This is a genomic window from Mycobacterium sp., assembly GCF_050701675.1.
Classification (GTDB): Bacteria; Actinomycetota; Actinomycetes; order Mycobacteriales; family Mycobacteriaceae; genus Mycobacterium.
Genome location: NZ_JBOGDD010000964.1, coordinates 1 through 4,515 on the forward strand (window position 1 = coordinate 1; position 4,515 = coordinate 4,515).

At 68.4% G+C, this 4,515-nt stretch carries 4 protein-coding genes; 2 read left to right on the forward strand and 2 right to left on the reverse strand.

The features are described from left to right. A partial coding sequence (locus ACRDUX_RS29185; RefSeq protein ID WP_526419042.1) for a cytochrome P450 family protein occupies positions 1–644 on the reverse strand: 644 nt, incomplete at its 3' end. A gap of 69 nt (positions 645–713) precedes the next feature. Between ACRDUX_RS29185 and ACRDUX_RS29190 the strand changes: the two genes are divergently transcribed. Together ACRDUX_RS29190 and ACRDUX_RS29195 are read left to right on the forward strand one after the other, a co-directional pair. Further along, positions 714–1,310 carry a TetR/AcrR family transcriptional regulator gene (locus ACRDUX_RS29190; protein ID WP_526419044.1) on the forward strand — a complete coding sequence of 199 codons (597 nt, stop codon included), beginning with the start codon at positions 714–716 and terminating at the stop codon, positions 1,308–1,310. Then, a complete protein-coding gene (locus ACRDUX_RS29195) occupies positions 1,307–2,341 on the forward strand; it encodes an LLM class flavin-dependent oxidoreductase (RefSeq protein WP_068920425.1) in 1,035 nt (344 codons plus the stop codon). Before ACRDUX_RS29190 ends, ACRDUX_RS29195 begins: the two co-directional genes overlap by 4 nt. Before the next feature lie 199 nt (positions 2,342–2,540). On the opposite strand, the gene ACRDUX_RS29200 is transcribed toward ACRDUX_RS29195, so the two are convergent. Beyond that, positions 2,541–4,515: AAA family ATPase (locus ACRDUX_RS29200; protein ID WP_526419046.1), on the reverse strand; the 1,975-nt coding region annotated here is incomplete at its 5' end.

The following is a 4,515-nucleotide window of genomic DNA, read 5'->3' on the forward strand; positions in this document are numbered from 1 at the left end:
ACGGTGGCGTTCGCCAACGCCGACATCAGGTCCTCGCGGGGATTGTGGCGGCGGTCGGCGAGGAAATCGGTGAAGTAAGCGTAGATCGACGCGGCCGCGGCCAGCGCGTCGCTGGTGTGACCGTGGGTGACGTCGACCTGCACCAGCTGGCTCGACCACGATCGGAACTGATCATGATCGGTGGCGGGAACGCCCAACAGATCGGCGATCACCGCGGCGGGCAGGATGGCGGCGAAGTCGGTCACGAAATCGGCCGACCCCGACCCCTCGTCGAGGCGTTCGAACAACTCCGCCGCCATCCGCGTGATGGTGGTCTGAAGTCCGGCGACCCTGCGGGGGGTGAACGCCCGGCTCACCAGGGCGCGCAGCTGGTCGTGTCGGGGCGGGTCCATCACGATCATCATCGGCAGAAACGAACCGATGAAGTCCGATCCCGGCGGGGTGGGGAAGATCCCGTCCACCGAGGAGTAGGTGCCGTGATCCAAGGCCGCGGCTTGGACGTCGGCGTGCCGGCTCAACACCCAGGTGTGCGAATCCTGCGCGCGGTATACCGGAGCCGCGTCGCGCAACACGCGGTACGTCGGATAGGGGTCTTCGAGTATCGAGGCGTCGAACGGGTCATACCGCATGGGCACCGCGACCACGAGGACCTCCCACCGCCATGAAGCAAGGGTTTAGACTCGGAGTCTAAACTTGAAGAACGGGATTGGGCAATGCGCAAGATTCCACGTCAGATCGCGGACCGGCTCCTCGCAGCGGCGGACCTGTTCGCCGAGAAAGGGCTCAACGACTCCAAGATCGAGGACGTCGCCGCGGTGACCGGCGTGCCGAAGGCGACGCTGTATTACTACTTCACGGGCAAGGAGGAGATCCTCGCGTATCTACTCGAAGACCTCCTCACCGACATCGCCGATGCTGTGGCGGCGATCGTGCACACCGACGGCACCGGTGCCGAACGCCTCGAACTCGTCATCGGCGCACAACTGCGGGCGATGGCGCAGCGGCCAGCGGTCTGTCGTGCACTCATCGGCGAACTGGGACGCGCGGCCCGGATGCCGGTCATCGCCGAGATGATCAACACCGCCTACCAGCAACCCGTCGAAGCACTGCTGGTCGCAGGCGCCCGCGACGGATCCCTTGTCGCCCAGCCAGATCCACGATCCGCCTCCATGGCGCTGTTCGGCGCGGTCACGATAAACGCCCTCATGTACCTGGTCGCAGACCAGCCTCTCGACGAGACGGTGGTCGCCGGAACCCTTAGAGCCGTCATGTTCGACGGACTACGCCCGCGCCGAGGAGACCGAGCATGAGCACTTACGGCCTCTCGGTCCTCGGCGCGGATCTGCCGTCGTTGGCCCGGACCGCCCAGGCCGCCGACGCGGCCGGGTTCGACGCCGCCTGGGCCTCGGAGTTCTACTCCCGCTCTGGGTCCATCTCCATGGCCGCGATGGCCAACAGCACACAGAACTGCCGGATCGGGTCCTCCATTCTCTACGGGATCGGACGAAGCCCCCTGGTGCTGGCCACCGAAGCACGCGACCTCGACGAACTCTCCGACGGACGACTGGTACTCGGCATCGGCAACGGCACCAAACGGATGATGAGCGACTGGCACGGCGTATCCGACACCGCCGCACCCGCGCTGCGCATGGAAGAACTCGTCGGTCTGCTGCGCCGCATCTGGAACCTGCACGACGGCCCGATCCACCACGACGGCCGCTTCTACACGATGCACCTCACCCCCACCGGTGAGGTACAACCACCCAGCCGCGCGATCCCGATCATCACCGCCGGTGTGCGCCCCCGGATGTGCGAGACAGCCGGGCGGGTGGCCGACGGCCTGGCCGGCCACCCCCTGTTCACCACCACCTACGTCCAGGAGATCGTCCGCCCCGCCATCGCCAAGGGCGCCGCGCACGCCGACCGCGACCCCCGTGACGTCGAAGTCGTCTCCATGGTCATGTGCGCCATCCACGACGACGCCGAGGTCGCCAGACGTGAACTGGCGCAACAGATCGCGTTCTACGCTTCGGTCAAGTCCTACGAAACCGTGCTCGACGTGAACGGCTTCGCCACCGAGGGCAGAGCCATCCGGGAAGCCTTCGCCCGACGCGACTTCCCCACGATGTTCGCCGCGGTGTCCGAGGAGATGATCGACACCATGGGCGTCGCCGGAACCGCCGACGACGTCCGCGTCGGGCTCACGCGCTACGAAGGCGTTCTCGACCACATCATGCTGTACTCACCATCGGTGGGCATCGCCCCCGAACGCGTGCAGCAGAACCTCGAAAGCCTCATCAGGGAATGCTCACCACGCAGGATTGCTCACGCCGCGCAATAGTGCTCACTCGACGCACGCCGTCGCGCCTTCGATGTTCACAACGGCCCGCTTCCCTGAATCCTGAAGCACTTGGCTGCAGGTGTCGGTCACTCCCGGCAACGACGAAAGCGATGACCATCACCAGGTGCGGTGACGAGCGACATGGGGTGCACCGAAGCCCACTTACCTCTCACCAAAGCAGCGGGAAGACTCTTGAGCATCAGAGGCTCAGGTCATAACCGCGATCGCGTTCCCGGCCGCGGTCACGGTCTAGTCCGCGGCTGCGGTCCAACGTCCGATCTCGTTGGGCGCGTTGACTTTTCTGATAGTCGACGTGCCGTCGGGTGACCGCCGAGTGGTGTTCGGCGACCAGGTTGGCCACCAGCTCGGGCAGGAGTTCGGCCGGGGTGTCGGCGGCGGTGCGGTGGGCGGTGCGGGCGGGTTCGTCGCGCCCGACGATCTGCCGCATCATCCGGGCGGCCTGGACGGCCCCACCGCGCTGGGCGACGTGCACCCCTGCCTCGTCGGGTGCCGGGTGGTCGCGGTGGTGGTCGGCTTCGGTGATCGTGCGTTCGTAGAGGTAGACCTCGTTGGTGTCGCGGCCGCGGGTCATCGCCACGTAGGCCAGGTTGCGGGTGGTGGTGTCACCGATGACGGCGCGACAGCTGTCGGCGGTGACCCCTTGGGCCGAGTGCACGGTGATCGCGTGGCCGAGCTGCACCTGCTTTTTGAGGTAGTCGCCCTCGAGGACCGTGACCGCGCCGTCGCCGAGTCGTCGGGCGGCGATGCGCGGATGATCGGGGGTGTCGTCGACTTTGAGGACCTGCCAGCGCTGCCCGTTACGGACCGGAGCCTCGGGCAGGCGCTGGGTGACGTCGGCCCGGTCGCGCACCTCGATGGTCGCGTCGTTGAGTCGGGTCAGGACGACGTCCCCCACCCCGACCTGGTGTCCGCGCGCGGCGGTGACGGTGGTGGTGTCGCGGCCCGTACGGGTCCGCTGTTCGGTGATCTGGTCGTGGATGCGCCGGTTGAGGGCGTCGGTGGTCTCGGTGGTGTCGGCGATCAGCAAGGCGTCCCGGCCGGCGGTGACGTCGCCCTGGTGGGCTTCGAGGGCGTCGGCGGCCATGGTGACCTGATCCCCACAGTGAAGGCGGTCGTGGTCGCGGTACCAGCCCACGGCGCGGCGCACCGGGGCCGGCCCACCGTGGCCCAACGCCAACGACGCCGACCGCTCACCGGGGTCGTGCATGCGCCACACCTCCGACAACCGTTGAGCCCAGGGCAGCTCCTCGCACAGTTGGGTGAACATCCCTCCACGGGCCTTCACCGGCGCCAACTGATGCGGGTCACCGACCATCACCGTCTTCACCCCCGCGGTGGTCGTGTGGGTGAGCAGAGCACGCCAGTGGTGGGTGCCGACCATCCCGGCTTCGTCGACCACCACCACGTCGAACGGACCCAACGTCAGCCGCCCGTCGGCCAACCGCGCCAGCGCGGCGTGCATCGTGAACCCCTCGCTCGCAGCACCTTCGGCGACGGCGACGTCCACGGCCTTCCCAGTCGGTGCGATCACGATCACCGTCCCCCGACGCTGGCGTTCCACCAAGGCCCGCAAGGCGCGCATCGAGGTGGTCTTGCCCGCCCCCGCCGGCGCCGACAACGGCTGCACCAGCTGGGGGCTGGCCGCGATCGCGGTCACCGCGGCGTGCTGCTGCGCGGAGAGCCCCAACGCCTCCGGGGTGTCGAACTCGCGGACCCAGCACGCGTTGCGCAGGCTGGTCTCGTCGACCATGTCGAACACCCGCCGTTCCTCGACCAGGATCAGGTCCACGGTGAACCGTTCGGTGCCTTCGCGTTGATGCGCCAACCGCGGCCCGGTCAACCGCATGGCGACTGCGTCGACGCACTCCTCGATGACCTGGCGCGGCATCACCACATCCCCTGCGGAGCCGTCCACGCCACCCTCCGCCGCGGCCACGCCAGGGTTGTCGGCCATCAGGGGAAGCTGCGCGCCGATCACCTCGACCAGGTCCGCGCGGGTCAACGCGGCCTTGTCTGCGCGGGCCGCCATCGCCGCCACCTCGTGCCGATCCACCACCACCCCGCCTCGGCGCGCCACCCGCGCCGCGGCGCGGCCGGCCGCGGCTTCCCGCGCTCGACGCGCCTCGCGTTGCGCGGTCCGGTCCACCCCGAAC